This window comes from Nocardioides sp. T2.26MG-1 (genome assembly GCF_950101795.1).
In the GTDB taxonomy this organism is placed as follows: domain Bacteria; phylum Actinomycetota; class Actinomycetes; order Propionibacteriales; family Nocardioidaceae; genus Nocardioides.
On the sequence record NZ_CATNLZ010000006.1, the window covers coordinates 1 to 18,824 of the forward strand.

Consider the following 18,824-nt stretch of genomic DNA (forward strand, 5'->3'; position numbering starts at 1 on the left):
CCCTGGCTTGGTCGGGCAGCAGGTCACCGGCGGCCAGGGCGTCGCGGACGGGGGTGTGTCCGTGGGTGAGGTTGGTGGCGAGGCGGGTCTTGCGGTGGGCTTCGGTGCGGGTCATCTGGGTGGCGTGTGCCCACCAGTTCGCGACCGAGGTGGCGCCGACCTGCTCGGCGACCCCCACGGTGTCGGCGTGGGCGGCGACCCGGGCCTCGAGCTCGGTGATCCGGGAGGCGATCCGGGTGAGGCGGACCAGCACGTCGGCGGTCTCGTCGGTCGGCATGGACCACAGGGAGGCGTCGGTGACCTGGTCGAGGGCGGCTTCGAGCTGGGTGACGGCGTGCGTGACCTGGTGGTGGGGGTTCGCTTGTGCGGTCATCGCCACTCCCGAGAAGCAGGGTCGTGGCGACAGTCTATCGAACAGGTGTTCGAGATATCAAGACGTTGGTGGGCCCGAGTTGTCGGGGCGTCGGTAGGGGAGCCGGCAGCGGCGGGCGACCCGTGGCGGACCTTCACCGCTTTGCTGCCAGGGACCGCAACCGTGAGCGGGCCTGAAGGCCGAGGATCACCGGCCCGGTGGTTTCGAGGCTCGCTGCGCTCGCACCTCAACCACCGGCGGAGGTGGCGGTCGGGGAGCCGGCAGTGGCGGGCGACCCGTGGCGGATCTTCACCGCTTTGCTGCCAGGGACCGCAACCACCGAGAATCTGAAGGCCGAAGGAGACCGGCTCGGTGGCGTCGAGGCGCCGTGGTCTCGACAGGTTCGACCACCGGACGTCGCTCGACCACCGACCTCAGCTCGGGCACCGGGCCCTGGTGGTTTCGCGACGGTTGCTGCGCAACCTCCTCAACCACCGGGCGGGGTGGCGGTCGGGAAGCCGGCCGTCGACGGCGACCAGAAGCGCGCCGTACCCGTCTTCGCTGCCAGGGACCGCAACCGCGAGCGAGCTGACGGCCGAAGATCACCGGCTCGGTGGTTTCGAGACGGTTGCTGCGCAACCTCCTCAACCACCGGGCGGGGTGGCGATCGGGAAGCCGGCCGTCGACGGCGACCCGAGGCGCGCCGTACCCGTCTTCGCTGCCAGCGACCGCAACCACCGAAGAACCTGAAGGCCGAAGGAGGCCGGCTCGGTGCTGCCGAGGCGCCGTGGTCTCGACAGGCTCGACCACCGACCTCTCCTCGGGCGCCGTACCCGGGTAGCCGCCAAGGAACCGAAACCACGGACTACCTGAAGGACGAAGAGCAACCAGCCGGTCCAGACCGGCGTATCAGCGCCGCCGACCACGCCTCCTGCCCGATGTCCGACCCCGACCTCAGCCTGGAGCGTGTGCCGCATGAGTCCCCTGACCGTGACCCCCGCCATCGCCATCGCGCACGTCCGCGACCGCGCCCGCGAGGAGGACGCGCGTCGGTGCTCGGGGCGCGTCGACCGGGCGATCCACGCGGCGCGGTCGGCCCGCTCGGCCTTGCAGCGCGCCGGAGCCTGACCGACCGAGCCCGGCCGGCCCGAGTAGGGCAGTCTTCTCCTCATGCACTACGTCGGCGTGGACCTCGCGTGGGGCGAGCGACGGCCGACTGGGCTGGCCGTGCTCGACGACGAGGCGCGGCTGCTGCACGTGTCGACCGTGCACTCCGACGACGAGATCGAGGCGCACCTCGCGCCGTACCTCGACGGGCCCTGCCTGGTCGCCTTCGACGCCCCGCTGATCGTCACCAACGCGACCGGCTCCCGGCCCGCCGAGCAGGAGCTGAGCCGGGACTTCCGCCGCTTCGAGGCCGCGACGCACCCGTCGAACACCAGCAAGCCGGAGTTCGTCGCCGGGTCCCGCGGCGCCCGGCTGTGCAAGCGGCTTCAGCTCGACATGGATCCGCGCTCGGGCCGCGACCGGCGCGCGATCGAGGTCTACCCGCACCCGGCGACGATCGTGCTCTTCGGCCTCGGGCGCACGCTGAAGTACAAGGACAAGCGCGGCCGCGACCTCGAGCTGCTGCGTGCCGAGCTGCTCACGCTGATGAGCCACGTCGAGCGGATCGTGACCACCGACCGCACCTGGCAGGCACTGCGCACCCAGGTCGAGGCGGCCACCCGCAAGAGCCACCTGCGTGAGGTCGAGGACCAGGTGGACGCCGTGATCTGCGCCTACGTGGCGCTGTTCGCGCAGCGCTGGCCCGAGCGGACCACGACCTACGGCTCCTTCGAGCAGGGCTACATCGTGACGCCGACGCTGCCCGACGCGCACGCCACGATCCGCAAGGCGGTGGAGGAGTACGCCGCCCGCCACCCCCAGCTCGTCGCCGCCGCGAAGGAGTACGTCGCGCTGGTGACCTCGATCCTCGACGAGGCCGGCATCAACTACCTGACCGTGACCGGCCGGGCCAAGACCGTGGACTCCTTCGCTGCCAAGGCCGGCCGGGCCGTCGACGGGGTCCCCGTCTACAGCGACCCGCTGCGCGACATCGGCGACCAGATCGGGCTGCGGGTGATCACCTACGTCCGCAGCGACGTGGCCGCGGTCGCCGACGTGCTGGGCAGCCAGCTGCGGGTCCTCGACGACCGCGACCTCGGGCAGGAGACCGCCAGCGAGGGCCGCTTCGGCTACGCCAGCCGGCACCTCCAGGTGGCCCGCGAGGACGGGCTCACCGCCCAGGTGCAGGTGCGCACCGTGCTGCAGCACGCGTGGGCGGAGTTCGAGCACGACATCCGCTACAAGGGCACGGTGCCCGAGGAGCATGCCCGCGACTTCGACCGCCGGTTCACGCTGGCCGCCGGGCTGCTCGAGCTCGCCGACCAGGAGTTCACCACGATCCGCGACCGCCTCCGCGGCAGCGCCCCCGAGGAGCCCGACACCGAGGCCGTCGGCGTGACCCCCCGCGAGCTGGCGGCGTACCTCGCCGGCCAGTACGCCGACGCCGAGTGGTCGCGCACCGACCACTACGGCTGGATCGCGAGCCTGCTGCCCGACCTGGGCGTCACCACGCTCGCGGAGCTCGGCCACGTGCTCGCCGAGGTCGACGACGACCAGATCGCGGCGCGCATGGACTACCGCTACCCGCCCGGCGCGGTCCGCCGCCTCGACGACGCGCTGCTCGCGGCGTTCGGGGAGCGGTACGTCGAGCTCCCCGGCAACGCCCACCGCGTCGCCGCGCTGCACGCGCGGCTGGAGAAGATGCGCGGCTGACCGGGTTCAGGGCACGTACGGCGGTGCCACGCCCCAGCCCCAGCGCGGCACCGATGCGTGCTCGACCGGCGTGGCCCGGGGCTGGGAGTTCTCCGCCGCCAGCCGCGTGCCCCACTCGAGGTAGCCGATGATCGCCGCCCGGAACTCCGGGTCGGCCGGCAGCTCCACCTCGTCGGCCGCCAGGCTCATCGTGCTGGCGAAGCGGTGCCGCTGCTCGGGCGTGATCGCGAGGCCGCGGTGGTGGGCGAGCATCGCCTCGTAGCCGCCGTGCCGCTCGGTGTAGGTCGCCGGCCCGCCGAGCACCTCGGCCCACCAGTCGGTGACGTGCGCGCGGTGGCGCTCGCTGACGCCGCCGGGGAAGAAGCCGGTGAGGAGCTCGTCGGCCTCGACCCGGTCGTAGAACGCGTCGATCATGCGGCGGAGCGGGTCGTAGCCGCCCGCCCACGAGAACAGCGTCGGCAGCCCGGGCTCGTCAACGCCCATGGGGGCCCTGCCCGATCGTCATGCGGCCGACGCTACCGATCTCAGGGCGCGGTGTCGCGGAGCTTTTCCAGCAGCGGTCCGGCGGCCTCGGCGAGGAACCGGTCCTGGCCGTCGTCGCCGATCTGCACGAGCGCGATGTCGGTGAAGCCGGCCTCCCAGTAGGCGCTCACCGCCTCGACGATCGCGTCGAGGTCCGGCCCGCAGGGGATGGAGCCGGCGACGTCCTCGGGACGGACGAACTGGGTGGCGCCCGCGAAGCCGGCCGGCGTCGGCAGGTCGGCGTTGACGCTCCACCCGCCCCCGAACCACCGGAACTGCTCGTGCGCCCGCGCCACCGCCGCGTCCTCGGAGGCGTCCCAGCAGATCGGAATCTGGCCGATCGCGCGGGCCTGCTCCCCGATCCGGGGCGCGCCGTCGACGGCGTTCCAGTTCTCGACCAGGGACGGATCGGGCTCCACCCCGATCAGGTGCTCGCCCAGTGGTGCGAAGGTCTCGATCGCCCGGTCGCCGGCGACGGCGAGCGCGACCTCGATGCCCTCGTCGGGCACGTCCCACAGCCGAGCCGAGTCGACCTCGAAGTAGTCGCCGCGGTAGTCGACGAGCTCTCCGGTGCGCAGCTCCTGGATGATCTCGACGGCCTCGCGCAGCATCGCCTGGCGGGTCTGGATGGCCGGCCACCCGTCGCCGACGACATGCTCGTTGAGGTTCTCCCCGCTGCCCAGCCCGAGCGTGAACCGGCCCTCGGAGAGGAGCTGCAGGGTCGCGGCCTTCTGCGCGACGACCGCCGGGTGGTAGCGCATCGTCGGGCAGGTCACGTAGGTCATCAGCCCGACCCGCGAGGTGGCCTGCGCGACGGCGCCCAGCGTGGCCCAGGCGTACGGCGCGTGTCCCTGCTCGGTCAGCCACGGCGAGTAGTGGTCGCTCATCACCTCGAAGTCGAACCCGAGGTCCTCGGCGGTCGCGGCGTACCGCACCAGCTCGCGCGGCCCGCTCTGCTCGGTCATCAGCGTGTATCCGAAGCGCGTCATGGGGGCCGAGTACCCGTCGGCGCTCGGGCGTAACGTCGGCGGCATGACCCCTGCGGACATCTTCATCGACTTCTTCGAGCGCATCCTCGAGAACGGCGTCGCCGCGGTCGAGGGCCTCGACAAGGACCAGCTCGCCCACCGTCCCGCGCCCGACACCAACTCGATCGCCTGGCTGATCTGGCACACCGCGCGGGTGCAGGACGCGCAGATCGCGCACCTCGCCGGCACCGAGCAGGTGTGGTTCACCGGCGGCTGGGTGGACCGCTTCGGGCTGCAGATCGACCCGGCGGACCACGGCTACGGCCACAGCAGCGACCAGGTGGGCAAGGTCCGGGCCCGCGCCGAGCTGCTCACCGGCTATCTCCGCGCCACCCATGAGGCGACCGTCGCCTACCTCCGCGGCCTGAGCGAGGCCGACCTCGACGAGGTGATCGACACCGACTGGGACCCGCCGGTCACCCGCGGTGTCCGGCTGGTGAGCATCGCCGACGACGACGCCCAGCACGTCGGCCAGGCGGCCTACCTACGCGGGCTCCTCCTCGCCCGATGACGACCGGCTGAGCCGGTAGCGGACGAACGACGGCACCACGATCGCCGCGACGACGGTGCCGACGACGACCAGCACGCCGCCACCGGCGGCGGCTGCGGCCGTGCCGACCGCGGCGGCGCTCGCGCCGTGGGCGACGTCCGCGATCCGCGGCCCGCCCGCGACCACGACGATGAACACGCCCTGCAGCCGGCCGCGGACCGCGTCGGCCGCCGCGGTCTGGAGCATGCTCGTGCGGAACGCGGCGGACGCCATGTCGGCGGCGCCGCCGACGACGAGCATCAGCACCGCCGCGACCAGCATCGGGCCCCGCCACCGGTCGGCGAGCGCGACGGACAGGCCGAAGCCGGTCATCGCGGCGCCCCACACGAGGATGCACACGACGACGGCGTACCCCTGCCGGTCGATCCGCGAGACCCACCCCGAGAACACCCCGCCGACGACGGCGCCGGCGGGGATCGCCGCGAACAGCGCCGCGAACACCAGCCCGCCCTCGTCGGGGCCGCCGAAGGAGACGTGCGCGATCTCGGGGAACAGCGCCCGCGGCATGCCGAACACCATCGCGATCAGATCGACGACGAACGACATCAGCAGCACGGGGTGGCCACGCAGGTAGGCGAAGCCCTCCACCACCGACCGCAGGCCGGGCGTCGTGGTGACCCCGGTGTCGACGGGCAGCCGGGGCAGCCGGGCCACGGCGCTGAGCGTCGCGAAGAGCGTGACGGTGTCGATGGCGTAGAGCCAGGGAAAGCCCAGCACCGGGATCAGCACGCCGGCGACGAGCGGGCCGGCGATCGCGCCGGCCTGGAACACCGTCATCGACAGCGAGTTGGCGGCCGGCAGCAGCTCGGGGGAGAGCAGCTTGGGCAGCACCGCACTGCGGGTGGGCTGGTTGACCGCGAAGAACGCCTGCTGCACCGAGAACAGCCCGAGCAGCAGCCACACGTCGGTGTTGCCGAGGGCGGCCTGCAGCCAGAACAGCGCGCTGGTGCCGATCAGGCCGGCGGTCGTCACCAGCAGCAGCGTGCGCCGGTCGAAGACGTCGGCGAGCGCCCCGCCCCACAGCCCGAACACCACCAGCGGCACCAGGCCGAACAGCCCGGTGAGTCCGACGTACGCCGAGGAGCCGGTGATCTGGTAGATCTGCGCCGGCACCGCGACGACCGTCAGCTGGGCACCGACGACCGTGATGATGTTGGCCAGCCAGAGCCGGCGGAAGTGCTCGTTGCGCAGCGGCCGGGTGTCGGCCACCAGGCCGCCGAGGCCGTCGCGGATGCTGCGCACGGTTGCCGAACCTACGGGGCCGATGAGTTCTTCCCGTCGCTAGGGTCTGAGCCGTCATGAGCGAGAGCGTGAAGGGCCCGGCGTCGTACTTCCCGTCGATCGAGCAGAAGTACGGGCAGCCGATCGAGCACTGGAAGCAGGTCGTGCGGGCTGCGCCCGGCTACGGCACGACCGCCAAGCACATGGACCTGGTGGCGCTCCTCAAGGAGCAGGGCCTGGGCCACGGCCACGCCAACGCGGTCGTCGCGCACACCCTCGCCGAGGACCGCTGAGCCGTTGGTTTCGAGGCTCAGGCCTGGCGGCCTTCACACCTCAACCAACGTCGAGTGCGGTCCTCGCCGAGGACGGTTGAACGGTGGTTTCGAGGCTCGCTCCGCTCGCACCTCAACCACCGTGCGGGCTCGCTCCGCTCGCACCTCAACCACCGTGCGGGCTCGCTCCGCTCGCACCTCAACCGCCGTCACGGTGGTTGAGGTGCGAAGGCCCCCTGGGGGCCTGAGCCTCGAAACCACCGCAGCCTGAGGTCAGCAGCTGGATGACTCGGGCTGTCCCAGCAGCCGGTCGGCGAGGAAGTCGCACCACTGGCCCGAGGGAGGCCCACCGTTGACCGTCCCGTCGGACTCGCCGGGATGCTTGACCCACAGCCTGCCGTCGAATGCGCGGTCGAACACCAGGCGCGGCCCCGGGCCGACCCTGGCCCAGGTCGGGTTGATGACGTCGTAGCCGTCGCTGCTCGGGGTCGCGCCATTGCGCGAGGTGTCGATCACGTAGCGCTTGCCGGTGATGCCCAGCCTGCGCAGCCCGGCGAGCATCTTCGCGGCGTAGGCCCTCTCGTCCGCGGTGGGGCGGAAGTTCGAGACGTTGGTGCTGAATCCGCGGGCGAAGCCGATGCCGGCGGCCTTGAGGTACGCCGGGCGGTCGTCGTACGGCGTCCAGTTGGAGTGGCCGGCGTCGAGGTAGACCCAGGCGCCGGCGTTGCTCAGCACCCGGCTCGCGAAGCGCAGCATGCCCTGCCAGCCATGGGGCTTCTCGGGGCAGTTGTGGAGGTCGCTGCTGAACAGTGGGAGGGCGTCCGGCTCCAGCACGAGCAGCACCTTCTGGTCACGCACGCCGTTCGCGACCTGCCGGATCCAGCTCCGGTACTGCGCGGCGGTCGTGAGCGGGTTGCCCGAGGAGTACATGCCGCAGTCGCGCCCAGGGATGCCGTAGACCGACAGCACGGGTGTCTTGCGCGCGGCCGCGGCGTCGCCGGTGTACTCGCGGATCTTGTCGCGCACGTGTGCGGTGTCGTACGCCTCCGGGATCACCCAGAACGCCTGGGCCTTGCTGCCGATCCGGTCGCGGTAGACGCCACCCTGCTGGTACGCCGGCATCTTCGGGTCGACGTACAGCCCCCGGGTCCGGCGCGGGTCGGCGGCCTTCGCCGCGGCCGTGGCGTGCCGTGATCCCGGGTCGGCGACGACCGGGGCCGCGAGGGCAGCACCGCCGAGCGCCAAGGCGACCACCAGCGTGGCGACGCGCAGGAGCTGGGACCGACAGGGCACCCGCTCAGGCTACGGGCTGGCCGTCCTCCCCGAGGCCGAAGCGGCGCGGTAGGCAGAGTGAGCCGTTTGCGGAAGGGTGTCGTATCGCGGCCCTCGCGTTCGTGGACAGGGTGACGGGGCCGGACGAGGCCCCCCGAACCAGGAGGTATCCCATGTCGCAGTACCTGCTCTCCGTGATCCACAACGCCGAGGACATGGCAGCGATGGACGCGATGACGCCCGAGGAGCTGCAGACCGTGTTCGCCGCGGTCGACACCTTCAACGAGAGGCTCCAGCGGGAGGGCGCGTGGGTGTTCGCCGGCGGGCTGCAGACCCACGAGGCCACCACCACGGTCGACAACACCGGGGCGGAGACGGTCGTGACCGACGGCCCGTTCGCGGAGACCAAGGAGTACCTCGGCGGGTTCTGGATCATCGAGGCGCCCGACCTCGACGCCGCGCTCCGGTGGGCCGCCGAGGGCTCCAAGGCCTGCGCCAACCGGGTCGAGGTGCGGCCGTTCCAGGAGGAGCCGGGCGCGTGAGCGACGCGCACGCGGCGATCGAGCGGATCTATCGCGAGGAGTACGGCCGGGTGGTCGCCTCGCTCGTACGACGGTTCGGCGACATCGACATCGCCGAGGAGGCCGCCGGCGAGGCACTGCTCGTCGCGATGGAGAAGTGGCCCCAGGACGGCGTACCGCCCAACCCCGGGGGCTGGCTCACCACCACCGCGGGCAACCGCGCCATCGACCGGATCCGCCGCGAGTCGCACCGCGACGCCAAGCACCAGGCGGCCCTCATGATCAGTGACGACACCCCCCACGAGCCCACCGGTCCCGTCGAGGACGACCGGCTGCGGCTGATCTTCACCTGCTGCCACCCCGCGCTCGCTCCCGAGGCGCGGGTGGCCCTCACCCTGCGGCTCCTCGGCGGGCTCACCGTCCCCGAGATCGCGCAGGCGTTCCTGGTCCCCGAGACCACCATGGCCCAGAGGATCACCCGCGCGAAGAAGAAGATCAAGGGCGCGCACATCCCCTACCGGGTGCCGGAGGCCGACGACCTGACCGCCCGGCTGCCGGGCGTGCTGGCGGTGATCTACCTGGTCTTCAACGAGGGCTACCTCGCCAGCTCCGGCGAGGCGGCGATCCGCGAGGACCTGACCGCCGAGGCGATCCGCCTCGGCCGGATCCTGCACGCGCTGCTGCCCGACGAGCCCGAGGTCACCGGGCTGCTCGCGCTGATGCTGCTCACCGAGGCGCGGCGTACGACGCGGGTCGCCGGCGGCGAGCTGGTCACGCTGCTGGAGCAGGACCGCGGCGGCTGGGACCGTGCCCTGATCGCCGAGGGGCACGAGCTGGTGCGCAGCTGCCTGGCCCGTGCCGCGCACACGGGCCGGCGCCCGGGGCAGTACCAGCTGCTCGCGGCGATCAACGCCGTGCACACCGACGCCCCCTCGGCGGCGGACACGCAGTGGGACCAGATCGCGGCGCTGTACGACCAGCTCTACGCGGTCGCGCCGAGCCCGGTCGTGGCCCTCAACCGGGCGGTCGCGGTCGCCGAGCTCGACGGGCCGGAGGTGGCGCTCGCGCAGGTCGATCGACTGCCGCTGAGCGGCTACCACGCCTGGCACGCGACCCGGGCCGACCTGCTGCGCCGGCTCGGTCGCAGCGGCGAGGCGCGGGCGGCGTACGACGCGGCGATCGCGGCCACGGACAACCCGGCCGAGCGGGCCTACCTCGCCCGGCGGCGCGGCAGCCTGGCGCCCACCGAACCCGGCTGATCCTCGGATGAACGGCGGGTGAACGTGGAACGATCAGCGGGTGGACGGGATCGCGGTCGTGGCTTGGCGCCTGGGGGTCTCCGGGTGCGCTGCGACCGGGGTCGTGCTCGCCGCGCTGCAGTACGACGTGTGGTGGACCGCGCTCAGCCAGCTCGTCAACCTGGCCGTGGCCGTGGGGTTCCTGGTGCTCGCGTTCGCGGAGCCCCGGTCGCCGTGGCTGCGGGGGGCGCTGACCACCGCGAGCACGCTCGTGTGCCTGGCCTACCTGCCGATGGCGAACGGCAACCTGGCCGCGCCGTGGTCGGTGCTCGAGCACATGGTGACGCCGGCGCTGGTGCTGGTCGACTTCCTGCTGGTCGGCACCAACCAGGCCGACGTGCGCTGGTGGCACCCGCCGACCTGGCTGGTGCCGCTCGCGGCGTACCTGGCCTGGTACGTCGGCGGTGACCTCGGCGTCTACGCGGCGCTCGACCCGGCCGGCGGTGCGGTCTTCGCGACCCGCCTGGCGGTGCTGGCCTCGGTCGCGCTCGCCGCCGGCTACCTGCTCTACGCCCACGGCCGGGCTCGACGGGCGCTCCTACCCTTGGCGGCATGACGACCGGACCCCTTGTCCTGCCCCCGGCCGAGGACGCCCAGCAGTGGGTGGAGACGCGCGCCCGCGACGGCCTGGCCGCTGCTCGGGCCCGCGCCGACGGGCTGCGCGACGCGCCGCCGCCCGGCGCGCTCGCCGTGCTGCGTGAGTGGGACGAGGTGGCCCGCGCGCTGTCCGACGTCGCCGCGGTCGCGTCGCTGCTCGCCAACGTGCACCCGCTCGAGGAGGTGCGCACGACGTGCGAGGCCGCCGAGGCCGAGGTCGACCGGCTGGTCACCGAGCTGCGCCAGGACCCGGGTCTGTACGGCGTCTTCGCGGGGCTCGACCCGGCCGGCCTGGACCCGGTGGCGGCGCGGCTCCTGGACAAGACGCTCGAGGACTTCCGGCGCGCCGGCGTCGACCTCGACGACGCCTCCCGGGCCCGGCTCACCGAGATCAACGCCCGGCTCACCGACCTCGGTCAGGAGTTCGGCCGCACCATCCGCGACGACGTGCGCACCGTCCGGGTGCCGCCCGGGCGGCTCGCCGGCCTGCCCCAGGACTGGCTCGACGCCCATCCTGCCGGGGACGACGGCCTCGTCACGGTCACCACCGACTACCCCGACGCTGTGCCGGTCCGGATGTTCGCCCACGACGCCGAGGTGCGCCGCGAGGTGACCGTCGCGTTCCTCGAGCGGGGCTGGCCGCACAACGAGCCGTTGCTGCGTGAGATGTTCGCGCTCCGCCACGAGCTCGCGACGCTGGTCGGCTACGCCGACTGGGCGTCGTACGACGCCGCCGTGAAGATGATCGGGGAAGGGCCGGCGATCCCGGCGTTCATCGACCGGATCGCCAGCGCGGCCGAGGGGCCGATGCGGCGCGACCTGGACCTCCTGCTCGAGCGCTTCCGGCGCGACGTGCCTGACGCGGCGGCGATCGACACGGCCGACTCGCTGTACTACGAGGAGCTGGTCCGCCAGGAGCGTCACGACGTGGACGCCCAGCAGGTGCGGGCCTACTTCGACTTCGCCCGCGTGCGCCAGGGGCTGCTCGAGGTGACCGGACGGCTCTTCGGGCTGGAGTACCGGCCGGTGTCCGACGCGCCGGTGTGGCACCCGGACGTCGCGGCGTACGACGTGGTCCGCGACGTGGGCTCCGGACCCGAGGCGATCGGCCGCATCTACCTCGACCTGCACCCGCGCGAGGGCAAGTACAAGCACGCCGCGCAGTTCACGCTGGTCGACGGCCTCGCCGGCCGGCAGCTGCCCGAGGGCGTGCTGGTCTGCAACTTCTCACGCGGCCTGATGGAGCACGACCACGTGGTCACGCTCTTCCACGAGTTCGGTCACCTGGTGCACCACGTGCTCGGCGGGCACGGTGAGTGGACCCGCTTCTCCGGAGTCGCCACCGAGTGGGACTTCGTCGAGGCGCCGAGCCAGCTGCTCGAGGAGTGGGCCTGGGACCCCGACGTGCTGCGCACCTTCGCGGTCTCCAGCGGCGGCGAGCCGATCCCGGCCGACCTGGTGGAGCGGATGCGGGCCGCCGACGAGTTCGGCAAGGGCTACCAGGCCCGGACGCAGATGTTCTACGCGGCGATGTCGTACTGGTTCCACACCGACCGGCCCGCGGACCTGACCACCGCGATGCGCGAGCTGCAGGCGCGCTACTCGCCGTTCCCCTACATCGACGGCACCCACATGTTCGCGAGCTTCGGCCACCTCGGCGGCTACTCCTCGGCGTACTACACCTACATGTGGTCGCTGGTGATCGCGAAGGACCTGTTCTCCGCGTTCGACCCCGCCGACCTGTTCGCCCCCGGCGTCGCCGGCCGCTACCGCGACCGGGTGCTCGCCCCCGGCGGCTCCCGCGACGCCGCCGACCTGGTCGCCGACTTCCTCGGTCGGCCGTACACGTTCGACTCCTACGCCGCCTGGCTGGCGCGCTAGGGGGCCGACCGCAGTTTCCCCGGTTCACCGGGGATGTTGGCGCTTGTCGGCTGTTGCAACCCCCGAGAAGCGGGAACTTACCCGGTACACCGGGGAAACCTGCTTGTCCCCGCCGACCCATCGACGTACGCTCACGATATATCGCGAGCCATCGGCGACAGTACGCCGGACGCGGTACCCGAACTGAGAGGAGTCCGGTCATGGGATACAGGGGATTCAGCCGGCAGTGGGCCGGCCATGTGGATCAGGAGTGGCAGCAGCACGGCGGGCGCCGCGGGGGTGGACCCTGGGGCGGGCCGTGGGGCGGTCCGGGCGGCTTCGGCCGGCCGGGGCACCCGGGACCGCCGCCGTGGGTGGCCGGCCTCTTCGGCCTCGCCCAGGGCGAGCGCCAGCGGGGCCCGCGGGTCCGGCGCGGCGACGTACGCACCGCGATCCTGGACGTCGTCCGGACCGCGCAGTGGAACGGCGAGCCCGTCAACGGCTACCAGGTCATCCAGCAGATCGCCGAGCGCAGCAACGGCGCCTGGCGACCGAGCCCGGGCTCGGTCTACCCGACGATCCAGCAGCTCGAGGACGAGGGGCTGCTCGTGACCGACGACAGCAGCGGCCGGCGCAGCCTCAAGCTCACCGAGGAGGGCGAGACGTACGCCGCCGAGCACGCCGATGAGCTGACCGCGGTCTGGGCGCCGTTCGAGGAGCCCGAGCGCGACGAGGAGGTCGGGTTCGCCGACCTCAAGCCCGAGATCGGCCAGGTCATGGGCGCGGTCTGGCAGATCGTCACCAACGGCAGCGAGCAGCAGCGGCGCGCGGCCGTCGAGATCCTGGTCGACACCCGGCGCCGGCTGTACGGCGTGCTCGCCGACGGCGACCCGGAGCAGGACCAGGAGACGGGAGGCGAGGCATGAACGACGACCAGCTCCGCATCGGCGACGCCGAGCGCGAGCAGGCCGCGGCCGCCCTGGGCGATCACTACGCCCAGGGCCGGCTGAGCGTCGAGGAGCACGCCGAGCGGCTCGACCGGATCTGGGCGGCGCGCACGCGCGCGGACCTCCGGCCGATCTTCCGCGACCTGCCGGGTTGGTACGGACCGGCGGCCCCGGCGCGGCCCGCGACGGCGCGCCGCTCGGGCTACTGGAGCACCGGGATGGCACCCTTCCACCGCGGTCTGCCCTCGCCGGTGCTGCTGATCCTGGCGGTCCTGCTGGTGCTGACGGTGCTGACCCACCTGCCGCTGATCCTGGCCGGCGCCCTGGTCATGTTCTTCGTCCTGGGCCGCCGCCGCAGACCGGCCCGCGCCCGGCACTGGTCCAGATGAGAGCGGTAGACCACCGTCGTAGACCACTGTCGTAGACCAGCTTCGCGCTGTGACGAGACCGACCTAGCCTGTGCCGAACCGGGCTGGGGGGGCCGGAAGAACGCTCTCGGGAAACGTGCTCACGCCCATTTCCTGTCTCAGCAAGGAGATCGTCATCATGGCGGCTCATTCCCGGCTTCGAAGTCTCGTGATCAGCGCCGCTGCCGCCGCGCTGGTCGCTCCGCTGGCCATCGTGGCCGCGCTCGCGAGCCCCGCCTCCGCCGCCGTGGGTCCGCGGCCGCACGAGGTCTACCTGTACAAGGTCGAGGCTCAGGTCGATCTCAGCGGCGAGTTCCCCGACAACTACGCCCACGAGCACCTCTACTGCAACGACGGTGACGACGCGCTCGACGGCATGTGGCGCGTCGACCACGTCGACCAGGCCAACCCGCAGCTCGACATGTACGGCGACGAGCGCGACGTGGTGTTCCACGCGTCCTACTCGGACTACAACGACCCGTCGATGTGGCACTTCCGGTTCGAGAACTTCGCCGACGGCAACGCCCAGGTGAAGCTCTTCCTGACCTGCATCCGCAAGCAGACGGAGCAGAACGCCGGGCACAAGCACGGGATCGGCTTCGACCCGCTGTACCGGACGTTCAGCGTGGAGCACGTCGCGTCGGGCGACACCATGGGCACGGTGGGCTTCCACGGCGACTCGCCGGCGGCGCAGCCCTGCCCGACCGGCTTCTACGCCGTCGCGCCCGGCTTCAACTTCACCGACGTCAACGAGGACCACGGCAACCGCCTGGTGGGCAGCTGGCCGAACGCGACCGGCACCTCCTGGCAGTGGCGGTTCCTCATCGGACACGACGACACGAAGGTCGACCTGGCCTTCCGGTGCCTGAGCTCCAAGGTCCTGCCGTTCGGCGGTCACCGGCACCTGCTGCCGATGAAGTGGCGCCCGAACGCGGCCAGTGGCGGCTTCCAGGACAACCTGTGGAGCAACGGCATCCAGGAGAAGCGCTACTCCTGCGACGACGGGGCCGACGGCGCGGCGTACCAGGCCTACAAGGCCATGGTGGGCGCGTTCTGGATCTACGACCCGTTCCACGTGTGGTTCCTCGGCATGGACCCGCGACCGAAGACCAGGGCCTACAAGTTCTGGTACGAGAGCGGCTCGCGTCAGATCGCCCTGGCCACGTTCTGCGTGAGGTCCCGGACGGGCAAGCAGATCGCTCCCTCCGCCTGAGCCTCCCCGTGAACCCGAGCCCGCCCCGCATCCGGGGCGGGCTCGGGCAGCCTGGGGCCGACCGTCCCCGACCGGGCGCGCGTGCCTGACAGGAGCACGCTCGCCCGGCGAGGTCTGATCCGCGGTCCATGCGTCGACGCCGACCAAAGTGGGTATGTGACCGCTGTCACGGTCGTTCGTCCATTTCGGGAGGTATCGCCATGGCGTCACGACGCCGTTGGATCCTGGTCTCTGCCTTGCTGACGCCTGCGGTGGTGCTGCCGCTCGCGGTGCCGCTCTACGACCGCGAGGACCCGGCGTTCCTCGGGTTCCCCTACTACTACTGGTTCCAGTTCCTGCTGATCGTGGTCGCGGTCGCGCTCACCGTGCCGGCGTACGTCGTCGCCACCGGCGCCGACCGGGCCCAGCGGGTCGCCCACGGCCTCCCGCCGGAGCCCGACGGCACCGGGGCCCACCGCGACGAGGGACGGCGGTGACGGGCCGATGATCGACAACGTGAACGGCGTCGTCCTCGGCGTCTTCGTGTTCCTGTTCCTGCTCGTCACCGTCCTCGGCTTCGCCGCCGCCCGGTGGCGCCGCGCCAAGACCCTGGACAGCCTCGACGAGTGGGGCCTGGGCGGGCGCGGGTTCGGCACGTTCATCGCCTGGTTCCTCATCGGCGGCGACATCTACACGGCGTACACCTTCATCGCGGTGCCCGCGACGCTGTACGCCGGCAGCGCGGTCGGGTTCTTCGCGGTGCCGTACACGATCGTGGTCTACCCGCTGATCTTCGTGTTCCTGCCCCGGCTGTGGTCGGTGAGCCACCGGCACGGCTACGTCACCCCGGCCGACTTCGTGCAGGGGCGCTACGACAGCCGACCCCTGGCGCTCGCCGTTGCGCTCACCGGGATCCTCGCGACGATGCCCTACATCGCGCTGCAGCTGGTCGGCATGCAGGTGGTGCTCGAGGTGATGGGCATCGGCACCGACAGCGACAACTGGCTGGTCAAGGACTTCCCGCTGCTGCTCGCGTTCGTGGTGCTCGCGGCCTACACCTGGTCCAGCGGCCTGCGGGCCCCGGCGCTGATCGCCTTCGTCAAGGACACGCTGATCTACCTGGTGATCATCGTCGCCGTGCTGTACCTGCCCACCCAGCTCGGCGGGTGGAGCCACATCTTCTCGACCGTGGGCGACAGCTTCACGACGTTCAACACCGAGAACGCCGACGCCATCGCCGCGGGTGAGAAGGCGCCCAAGGCGATGATGCCGCCCGGGCCGGCCCAGTGGGCCTACGCCTCGCTCGCGCTGGGCTCGGCGTTGGCGCTGTTCATGTACCCGCACTCGGTGACCGGGGTCCTGTCCACCCGCAGCCGCTCGGTGATCCGGCGCAACGCGGCGCTGCTGCCGGCGTACTCCTTCCTCCTCGGCCTGCTGGCACTGCTCGGCTTCGTGGCCATCGCGGCCGGGGTCAAGGTAGAGAACCCGCAGCAGTCGGTGCCGCAGCTGTTCGAGAACGAGTTCAGCCCGTGGTTCGCCGGCGTCGCGTTCGCGGCCATCGTGATCGGCGCGCTGGTGCCGGCGGCGATCATGTCGATCGCCGCGGCCAACCTGTGGACCCGCAACATCTACCGGGCCTTCATCAACCGCGACGCCACCCACGCGCAGGAGGCCCGGCAGAGCAGGATCGCCTCGCTGTTCGTGAAGTTCGGCGCGCTGGTCTTCGTGCTCGCGCTGTCGAAGGAGTTCGCGATCAACCTCCAGCTGCTCGGCGGCGTCTGGATCCTGCAGACCCTCCCGGCGATCGTGATCGGGCTCTACACGCGCTGGCTGCACCGGTGGGGGCTGTTCGCGGGGTGGGCGGTCGGCATGGCGTGGGGCACCTGGCTCGCGTACGGCGTCGCCTCGCCGCTCCAGCAGCACTTCGGCGGACCTCTCGTGAACTTCCCCGGCACCGAGACCAAGGTCTACATCGCGATGATCGCGTTCCTGGCCAACCTGCTCGTCGCGGTCGTGCTCACGGTCGTGTTCCGTGCGATGGGGCTCGCCGAGGGGGTCGACCAGACTCGGCCGCAGGACTACCACGCGGACGCCGGGGACCCGGGCGTCGAGGCGGAGCTGGAGCCGCACGAGCGGGCCCACGCGTAGGCCCGCCGTGGGTAGTGTCGGAGCGTGACGCCGTCGTTCGAGCTCGACCAGGACCACCTCGACGTGCGCGCCTGGGTCCACGACTTCGCCGCGGAGGTGGTCCGGCCCGCGGCCGCGGAGTGGGACGAGCGGGAGGAGTTCCCCTGGCCGGTGGTCGAGGAGGCCGCGAAGGTCGGTCTGTACTCGGTCGACTTCATCGTCACCCAGGCCCTCGACGAGACCGGCCTCGGATTCCCGATCACGATGGAGGAGCTGTTCTGGGGCGACGCCGGCATCGGGCTCTCGATCGTGGGCACCTCGCTGGCGGCCGCGGGGGTCCGCGCCAACGGCACCGACGAGCAGGTCGCCGAGTGGGTCCCGGCGATGTACGGCGCTCCCGGCGACCTCAAGCTCGGCGCGTTCTGCTCCTCCGAGCCCGACGCGGGCTCGGACGTCGGCGCGATGCGCACCCGCGCGACGTACGACGAGGCCACCGACGAGTGGGTGCTCAACGGGACGAAGACCTGGGCGACCAACGGCGGCATCGCCGACGTCCACGTGGTGACCGCGGTGGTCGACCCCGACCTGCGCACCCGCGGCCAGGCCAGCTTCGTGGTGCCACCCGGCACGAAGGGGCTCAGCCAGGGGCAGAAGTTCCACAAGCACGGCATCCGGGCCTCGCACACCGCCGAGGTCGTGCTCGACCGGGTGCGCGTGCCCGGCCGCTGCCTGCTCGGCGGCAAGGAGAAGCTCGACGCCCGGCTGGCGCGCGCCCGTGAGGGCACCCGGGCCGGCGGCAACGCGTCGATGGCGACGTTCGAGCGCACCCGGCCCGCGGTCGGCGCCCAGGCCATCGGCATCGCCCGGGCGGCGTACGAGGTCGCGCTGGACTACGCGAAGACCCGCGAGCAGTTCGGCAAGGCGATCATCGAGAACCAGGCGATCGCGTTCACCCTCGCCGACATGGCCACCTCGATCGAGGCCTCCCGGCTGCTGGTGTGGCGCGCGGCCTGGATGGCTCGCCAGGGCAAGCGGTTCGAGCAGGCCGAGGGGTCGATGTCCAAGCTGTTCGCCGGCGAGACCGCCGTCCGGGTCACCGGCCAGGCGATGCAGATCCTCGGCGGCAACGGCTTCACCCGCGAGTACCCCGTCGAGCGGATGGCGCGCGACGCGAAGATCTACACGATCTTCGAGGGCACCTCCGAGATCCAGCGCCTCGTCATCGCGCGGTCGATCTCGGGCGCGCCGATCCGGTGAGACGACGGTTCCGGGGCGCGATCGCCGGCGTCGGCACCACCAGCGGCGTTCGGGTCGTCCTGGGCCGCTGGGACCGGTCGCCCTACGGCGCGTTCGCGGACGCGATGGTCGAGACGGCTGCGGGTCACCGGGTGCTGCTCGCGCCGACGACCGAGGTTGCGGACTTCGTGGCGTCGACGTACTCCTTCGACGAGGTCCGCATCGAGCCGATCACGGTCGACGCCTGGGAGGTGAGCTCCCCCTCCCTCGGGCTGCGGCTCGAGGTCGGCCGGCGCACCGCCCTGGGGCGGCTGCTGAGGATCGTGCCCGGACCGCTCGCGCAGAGCCCCGCGTGGTGCTCGCTCACCGATCCTGCCGCGCGCCTGCTGCTGCGCGGGGTGCGTACCCGCGGCTCGGCCGGCAACGCCCGTCGCGAGTGGTACGGCGCCACCGACCACCACGCGGTCACCGCCGTCGCCGGGGCCTTCGACGGGGCCGACCTCGGCCGCCTCGCCCCCGTGAGCCCGTCGCCCCGGTTCGGCTTCTCGTCCACGCCGTCGCGGCCCTCGGTCACCACGGTGGTGACGACGGTCGCGAGCTGA

At 72.1% G+C, this 18,824-nt stretch carries 19 protein-coding genes and 1 pseudogene; 15 read left to right on the forward strand and 5 right to left on the reverse strand.

Annotated features, from left to right (window positions below):
- A pseudogene (locus tag QQZ14_RS07395) lies at positions 1-373 on the reverse strand (HNH endonuclease signature motif containing protein); the annotation flags it as partial.
- 954 nt (positions 374-1,327) lie between these two features.
- Here QQZ14_RS07395 and QQZ14_RS07400 point away from each other — a divergent pair.
- Positions 1,328-1,480 carry a hypothetical protein gene (locus QQZ14_RS07400; RefSeq protein ID WP_284533593.1) on the forward strand — a complete coding sequence of 51 codons (153 nt, stop codon included), beginning with the start codon at positions 1,328-1,330 and terminating at the stop codon, positions 1,478-1,480.
- A gap of 42 nt (positions 1,481-1,522) precedes the next feature.
- Positions 1,523-3,172: a DUF429 domain-containing protein gene (locus tag QQZ14_RS07405; RefSeq protein ID WP_284533594.1), complete on the forward strand. Its 1,650-nt coding sequence runs from the start codon at positions 1,523-1,525 to the stop codon at positions 3,170-3,172.
- Positions 3,173-3,178: 6 nt separating this feature from the next.
- Here the strand turns inward: QQZ14_RS07405 and QQZ14_RS07410 are convergent, their stop codons facing one another.
- Together QQZ14_RS07410 and QQZ14_RS07415 are read right to left on the reverse strand one after the other, a co-directional pair.
- Positions 3,179-3,655 carry a group II truncated hemoglobin gene (locus QQZ14_RS07410; protein ID WP_284533595.1) on the reverse strand — a complete coding sequence of 159 codons (477 nt, stop codon included), beginning with the start codon at positions 3,653-3,655 and terminating at the stop codon, positions 3,179-3,181.
- A 41-nt stretch (positions 3,656-3,696) separates the two neighbouring features.
- Positions 3,697-4,683 (reverse strand): LLM class F420-dependent oxidoreductase, encoded by a 987-nt coding sequence (locus tag QQZ14_RS07415; protein ID WP_284533596.1) that lies wholly within the window; start codon positions 4,681-4,683, stop codon positions 3,697-3,699.
- Positions 4,684-4,726: 43 nt separating this feature from the next.
- Between QQZ14_RS07415 and QQZ14_RS07420 the strand changes: the two genes are divergently transcribed.
- Entirely contained in the window at positions 4,727-5,233 is a 507-nt protein-coding gene (locus QQZ14_RS07420; protein ID WP_284533597.1) for a mycothiol transferase, read from the forward strand.
- Here QQZ14_RS07420 and QQZ14_RS07425 read toward each other — a convergent pair.
- Positions 5,207-6,514 carry an MFS transporter gene (locus QQZ14_RS07425; protein WP_284533599.1) on the reverse strand — a complete coding sequence of 436 codons (1,308 nt, stop codon included), beginning with the start codon at positions 6,512-6,514 and terminating at the stop codon, positions 5,207-5,209. The two genes, QQZ14_RS07420 and QQZ14_RS07425, sit on opposite strands and share 27 nt — an antisense overlap.
- A gap of 56 nt (positions 6,515-6,570) precedes the next feature.
- Here QQZ14_RS07425 and QQZ14_RS07430 point away from each other — a divergent pair, with 56 nt between their 5' ends.
- Positions 6,571-6,786: a DUF4287 domain-containing protein gene (locus QQZ14_RS07430; protein WP_284533600.1), complete on the forward strand. Its 216-nt coding sequence runs from the start codon at positions 6,571-6,573 to the stop codon at positions 6,784-6,786.
- Between the two features lie 252 nt (positions 6,787-7,038).
- On the opposite strand, the gene QQZ14_RS07435 is transcribed toward QQZ14_RS07430, so the two are convergent.
- Positions 7,039-8,058 carry a glycoside hydrolase family 6 protein gene (locus QQZ14_RS07435; protein WP_284533601.1) on the reverse strand — a complete coding sequence of 340 codons (1,020 nt, stop codon included), beginning with the start codon at positions 8,056-8,058 and terminating at the stop codon, positions 7,039-7,041.
- A 152-nt stretch (positions 8,059-8,210) separates the two neighbouring features.
- Between QQZ14_RS07435 and QQZ14_RS07440 the strand changes: the two genes are divergently transcribed.
- From QQZ14_RS07440 to QQZ14_RS07490, 11 genes are all read left to right on the forward strand, one after another.
- Entirely contained in the window at positions 8,211-8,579 is a 369-nt protein-coding gene (locus QQZ14_RS07440; protein ID WP_284533602.1) for a YciI family protein, read from the forward strand.
- The gene (locus QQZ14_RS07445; RefSeq protein WP_284533604.1) at positions 8,576-9,817 is read left to right on the forward strand and encodes an RNA polymerase sigma factor; all 1,242 of its coding nucleotides are present in this window, start codon (positions 8,576-8,578) and stop codon (positions 9,815-9,817) included. Before QQZ14_RS07440 ends, QQZ14_RS07445 begins: the two co-directional genes overlap by 4 nt.
- 40 nt (positions 9,818-9,857) lie before the next feature.
- Positions 9,858-10,412 (forward strand): hypothetical protein, encoded by a 555-nt coding sequence (locus QQZ14_RS07450; protein WP_284533605.1) that lies wholly within the window; start codon positions 9,858-9,860, stop codon positions 10,410-10,412.
- Entirely contained in the window at positions 10,409-12,334 is a 1,926-nt protein-coding gene (locus QQZ14_RS07455) for a M3 family metallopeptidase (RefSeq protein WP_284533606.1), read from the forward strand. The genes QQZ14_RS07450 and QQZ14_RS07455 overlap by 4 nt, the downstream gene beginning before the upstream one ends.
- Before the next feature lie 200 nt (positions 12,335-12,534).
- Positions 12,535-13,239: a PadR family transcriptional regulator gene (locus QQZ14_RS07460; protein WP_284533607.1), complete on the forward strand. Its 705-nt coding sequence runs from the start codon at positions 12,535-12,537 to the stop codon at positions 13,237-13,239.
- Positions 13,236-13,649: a DUF1707 SHOCT-like domain-containing protein gene (locus tag QQZ14_RS07465; RefSeq protein ID WP_284533608.1), complete on the forward strand. Its 414-nt coding sequence runs from the start codon at positions 13,236-13,238 to the stop codon at positions 13,647-13,649. Before QQZ14_RS07460 ends, QQZ14_RS07465 begins: the two co-directional genes overlap by 4 nt.
- Before the next feature lie 157 nt (positions 13,650-13,806).
- Positions 13,807-14,880, forward strand: a complete 1,074-nt coding sequence (locus tag QQZ14_RS07470; RefSeq protein WP_284533609.1) for a hypothetical protein — start codon at positions 13,807-13,809, stop codon at positions 14,878-14,880.
- Positions 14,881-15,080: 200 nt separating this feature from the next.
- Positions 15,081-15,356, forward strand: coding sequence for a DUF3311 domain-containing protein (locus QQZ14_RS07475; RefSeq protein ID WP_284533610.1), 276 nt, complete (start codon positions 15,081-15,083; stop codon positions 15,354-15,356).
- 7 nt (positions 15,357-15,363) lie between these two features.
- Positions 15,364-17,007 carry a monocarboxylate uptake permease MctP gene (mctP, locus tag QQZ14_RS07480; protein ID WP_284533611.1) on the forward strand — a complete coding sequence of 548 codons (1,644 nt, stop codon included), beginning with the start codon at positions 15,364-15,366 and terminating at the stop codon, positions 17,005-17,007.
- A gap of 24 nt (positions 17,008-17,031) precedes the next feature.
- Positions 17,032-18,243, forward strand: a complete 1,212-nt coding sequence (locus tag QQZ14_RS07485; protein WP_284533612.1) for an acyl-CoA dehydrogenase family protein — start codon at positions 17,032-17,034, stop codon at positions 18,241-18,243.
- A complete protein-coding gene (locus QQZ14_RS07490) occupies positions 18,240-18,824 on the forward strand; it encodes a hypothetical protein (protein WP_284533613.1) in 585 nt (194 codons plus the stop codon). Before QQZ14_RS07485 ends, QQZ14_RS07490 begins: the two co-directional genes overlap by 4 nt.

What these genes read in the sequence shown, in the direction of transcription:
- QQZ14_RS07400 (WP_284533593.1), top strand. Translation starts at nt 1,328, where the DNA reads ATGAGTCCCCTGACCGTGACCCCCGCCATCGCCATCGCGCACGTCCGC.
- QQZ14_RS07405 (WP_284533594.1), top strand. Translation starts at nt 1,523, where the DNA reads ATGCACTACGTCGGCGTGGACCTCGCGTGGGGCGAGCGACGGCCGACT.
- QQZ14_RS07410 (WP_284533595.1), bottom strand. Translation starts at nt 3,655, where the DNA reads ATGGGCGTTGACGAGCCCGGGCTGCCGACGCTGTTCTCGTGGGCGGGC.
- QQZ14_RS07415 (WP_284533596.1), bottom strand. Translation starts at nt 4,683, where the DNA reads ATGACGCGCTTCGGATACACGCTGATGACCGAGCAGAGCGGGCCGCGC.
- QQZ14_RS07420 (WP_284533597.1), top strand. Translation starts at nt 4,727, where the DNA reads ATGACCCCTGCGGACATCTTCATCGACTTCTTCGAGCGCATCCTCGAG.
- QQZ14_RS07430 (WP_284533600.1), top strand. Translation starts at nt 6,571, where the DNA reads ATGAGCGAGAGCGTGAAGGGCCCGGCGTCGTACTTCCCGTCGATCGAG.
- QQZ14_RS07440 (WP_284533602.1), top strand. Translation starts at nt 8,211, where the DNA reads ATGTCGCAGTACCTGCTCTCCGTGATCCACAACGCCGAGGACATGGCA.
- QQZ14_RS07455 (WP_284533606.1), top strand. Translation starts at nt 10,409, where the DNA reads ATGACGACCGGACCCCTTGTCCTGCCCCCGGCCGAGGACGCCCAGCAG.
- QQZ14_RS07460 (WP_284533607.1), top strand. Translation starts at nt 12,535, where the DNA reads ATGGGATACAGGGGATTCAGCCGGCAGTGGGCCGGCCATGTGGATCAG.
- QQZ14_RS07465 (WP_284533608.1), top strand. Translation starts at nt 13,236, where the DNA reads ATGAACGACGACCAGCTCCGCATCGGCGACGCCGAGCGCGAGCAGGCC.
- QQZ14_RS07470 (WP_284533609.1), top strand. Translation starts at nt 13,807, where the DNA reads ATGGCGGCTCATTCCCGGCTTCGAAGTCTCGTGATCAGCGCCGCTGCC.
- QQZ14_RS07475 (WP_284533610.1), top strand. Translation starts at nt 15,081, where the DNA reads ATGGCGTCACGACGCCGTTGGATCCTGGTCTCTGCCTTGCTGACGCCT.
- mctP (WP_284533611.1), top strand. Translation starts at nt 15,364, where the DNA reads ATGATCGACAACGTGAACGGCGTCGTCCTCGGCGTCTTCGTGTTCCTG.